2 protein-coding genes and 1 pseudogene are annotated in these 3,900 nt (G+C 75.8%); all 3 read left to right on the forward strand.

The features are described 5' to 3' along the window. A pseudogene (locus tag L1885_RS25015) lies at positions 1–362 on the forward strand (DNA polymerase III subunit gamma and tau); the annotation flags it as partial. Between the two features lie 362 nt (positions 363–724). After that, positions 725–1,975 carry a phosphoribosylamine--glycine ligase gene (gene purD, locus L1885_RS25020; protein WP_235799440.1) on the forward strand — a complete coding sequence of 417 codons (1,251 nt, stop codon included), beginning with the start codon at positions 725–727 and terminating at the stop codon, positions 1,973–1,975. Between the two features lie 514 nt (positions 1,976–2,489). After that, positions 2,490–3,900 (forward strand): M48 family metalloprotease (locus L1885_RS25025; RefSeq protein ID WP_235799441.1); only part of this gene is annotated, 1,411 nt, incomplete at its 3' end.

Here is a 3,900-nt window from a genome sequence, read left to right on the forward strand (position 1 = left end):
CGGGCTCCGGCTTCGGCGCCGCGGGGCAGGGCGGGCAAGGGGGGTACGACGCCACGCGGTCCGCGTCGGCGCAGCATCCGGGCGGGGGCTCCTCGGCGGGAGCGGACAGCAGACCGGGCGGCGGGCCCGGTGGCGGCGCTCCCGGCGGACAGCCGGGTCCGGCGGGGCGGGCCTCGCAGGCACCGCAGCCGCCCCGCGCCGCGCCGGCGCCGTCCGCGCCCCCCGCCAGGCCGCCGGTCTCCATCGAGGACGACATCCCGGAGGAGGACGACCCCGACCTGGTCGACTCCGCGCTTTCCGGCCACGACCTGATCGTCCGGGAACTCGGGGCGACGGTGGTCGAGGAGTACAACAACGAGTAGCCGGCCCATACGGCAGGCCGCCTGCGCCGCCGCGTAGCCGGAGTGCCCCGGCCGTGGCCCCGGCCCGGTGATCCGCACGCCGGCCGGGCCGCCAGGCGCCGACGCGACGGCCGGCGAGTCGGCCTGCGGCCCGCAAGCCGGCCAGGCGGCGTGCAAGCGGACCCGGCAACCGTCGGCCCGCGACCCGCAACCCTCAGCCCTCAGCCCGCAAGCGGACCCGGCAACCTTCAGCCCTCAAGCTGTCCGTCTGCCCGGCCGTAGCTCTGGCGCCCTTGAGTTCCGCTGCTCTGCCCGCCCAGTCCGTCCGTCTGCCGGTCGGACAGGCCGAGGCCCGGGTGCGTGCGCCGGATAGGCTGGCGTCCGTGAAGGTCCTTGTCATCGGCGGCGGCGCCCGCGAACACGCCCTGTGCCGCGCTCTCTCCCTCGACCCCGACGTGACCGCTCTGCACTGCGCGCCCGGCAACGCCGGTATCGCCGAGGTGGCGGAGCTGCACCAGGTCGACGCACTCGACGGCGCGGCCGTGGCCCGTCTCGCGACCGAGCTGGAGGCCGGGCTCGTCGTCGTGGGACCCGAGGCCCCGCTGGTGGCGGGCGTCGCGGACGCCGTGCGCGACGCGGGCATCCCCTGCTTCGGGCCGAGCCGGGAGGCCGCGGAACTCGAAGGGTCGAAGGCGTTCGCGAAGGACGTGATGGCGGCGGCCAACGTCCCGACCGCCCGCAGCTACGTCTGCACCACGCCGGAGGAGATCGACCACGCGCTCGACGCGTTCGGCGCGCCGTACGTCGTCAAGGACGACGGTCTGGCGGCCGGCAAGGGCGTCGTCGTCACGGGCGACCTCTCCGCCGCCCGGGAGCACGCGATCGCCTGCGGCCGCGTCGTCATCGAGGAGTTCCTCGACGGCCCCGAGGTCTCCCTCTTCGCGATCACCGACGGCACGACCGTGGTGCCCCTCCAGCCCGCGCAGGACTTCAAGCGCGCCCTCGACGGTGACGAGGGCCCCAACACCGGCGGAATGGGCGCCTATTCGCCGCTGCCGTGGGCCGATCCGAAGCTTGTGGACGAGGTCCTGGAGTCCGTGCTCCAGCCGACCGTGGACGAACTGCGGCGCCGGGGAACGCCGTTCGCCGGTCTGCTCTACGCGGGGCTCGCGATCACCTCGCGCGGGGTGCGGGTGATCGAGTTCAACGCCCGGTTCGGCGACCCCGAGACGCAGGTCGTGCTGGCCCGGCTGAGGACGCCGCTCGCGGGCGTGCTGCACGCGGCCGCGGTGGGCGAGTTGGCCGCGCTGCCGCCGCTGACCTGGCGCGACGACGCCGCAGTCACCGTCGTCGTCGCCTCGCACAACTACCCGGGCACGCCGCGCACCGGCGACCCGATCGACGGCCTGAGGGACGTCGCCGAGCAGGACGCTCCGCACGCGTACGTCCTGCACGCGGGCACCCGCGCAGAGGACGGCCGGGTCCTGAGCGCCGGCGGGCGCGTGCTGTCCGTGACGGCCACCGGCAGCGATCTCGCGCAGGCCAGGAAGCGGGCGTACGCGGCCGTGGCGCGGATCGGCCTGGACGGCTCCCAGCACCGGACGGACATCGCCCGCACCGCGGCCGAGGGCTGACGCGCCTCCGGCACCGGACGAGAAGGCGGCGCACGGCGCCCGGCACCCCGCGGTGCCGGGCGCCTTTCGCGTACGCGACCCGCCCTGCCCGCCCGGGAGGCCGCGTTTCTCCGGCCCGGTCCGGTCTAGTTCGGTCGGGTCTGGTTCGGTCCGCCTTTTCCGGCCCGGCCCGCACTTCTCAGGTTCGCTCCGCCCGTCTACGGTCCGGCCCGGTCCGGCCGGTATCGGCGGCCTCGGTGGCCCCGGGCCCTTCAGGGGCGCGAGTGGCGTACTGATTGTCGTATCGAGGCTTTGTCGTATCGCGGAACCTCTCGGCGGCAATATGCCAGCACCTTTACCCAAAGCCATTCCATCGGGTGACGGGTGAGCCAACCGTGTGACGGTCGCCCAGGCCCCAACTATGGTGCGGCGCAGGCATTCCGGCACTTGGCCCACCGGCATTGCGATGTCAGTGGCGGGTGCCACAGTGGGGGAATGAGCAACCACCGCGGGCAAAGGGGGGTGAGGTCCAACCGTGTCCAGTTTCAGCGCCGATGATTCCGGTGCCGCCGGCGACGAGGCGGGCGCCCGGTTCGCGCGTGCCCGGGCACTGGCCGTGCTGCGCGTGCGGGGCAGGGGCCTGGCCGTCGCCCTGCTGCCCGCGGCGGTCGCGGTCGTCCTCCTGGTCGCCGCGGGCACCGGGCGGCTGAGCGGTGGCGGCTGGGACGTCGCCCGCTGGGCGGTCTGCGGCCTCGCCGTGGCCGCACTGGTGCTGGCGGGAGCCGTGACGGCCGTGGTGGCGCGGGCGAAGCCGGCGCTCAGCCCGACGGTCGCCGTCGCGGAGACGTCCGCCCCCGATCTGTACCGGATGGTGCGCGACCTGGCCGAGCGGCTGGGCGTCCCGCCGCCGTCCGCGATAGCCCTGACGCCGGACTGCGACAGTTGGCTGGAGGACCGCACGCATCCCGCGCACGCGCCGCCGGCCGCCCGGGGCCTCGGCGCCGGGCGGGGGCTGCGTGGGCGTCGCGCGGAGACCGTCGCGCCGGTGCTGGTGGTGGGTTCGCCCTTCCTGTGGTGGATGAGGATCGCCGAGCTGCGGGCCGTGCTCGCACCTGTCGTCGCGGGTACGGGCTCCGCGGTTCAGCCCGACATAGCCGCGGCACGCAGGTTCGTGCGGGGACTGGACGCGGCGGTGGCCGTCGCGGACCGGCCCGGCCTGCACCCGATACGCAGGGCGGCGCTCGCCCCCGTCGGCAGGATCGCCCGGCTCCTGCTTCGTGCCTGCGGCGAGCACGCCTCCCTGATGGAGCGTGGCGTCGCCGCGGCCGCGTCCGAGCGTGCACAGGCTGTGGACTACGGGCTGCGGATCGTCGCCCAGGAGCAGGTCGGCCTCGCCTATGCGGGGTGGGACAGGTTGCTGACGCGCGTGGCCCTGCCTGCCTGGCGGATGGGCCGCTGGCCCGCCCGGCTGGACGCGGGCGTGGTCTCCGCGCTGACGGAGCTGTCCCGGCGCGACCGGCTTGCGGAGGGGTACGCGTCGCGCCTCGGCGAGCGGCCCGCCTGCGACCTTCTCGAGGAGCCCGGCACGATCGACGAGGCCGCCTCCCTCCTCGCGGCCCGTCTCTTCCACGGCGGCCCTGCGGAGGGCGGACCGGACTGGGCGCCGGTGGACTGGCAGCACTACCCGGAGGAGGTCGTCGACCGGAAGTGGCGTACGGAGGCGGCCCGGCTGCACCGCGTCCTCGACGACCTGGGCGTGCGCCAGAGCGACGGGCGCCAGGGACCGATGAGCCCGACGCTCACGCGTGTCCTCGACCACCTCTCCCGACGCCCCCACCGCACGGGCGGCGACACCGGGAGCGACACGCGGGGACCGGACGGCCCGGCGGGCCGGGCGCGCACGCCTGCCGCCGCCGAGGCCGGCCGCGTGGGCGGCCAGCACGCGG

Origin of the sequence: Streptomyces fuscigenes (genome assembly GCF_021556455.1) — a bacterium.
Lineage (GTDB): Bacteria > Actinomycetota > Actinomycetes > Streptomycetales > Streptomycetaceae > Streptomyces > Streptomyces fuscigenes.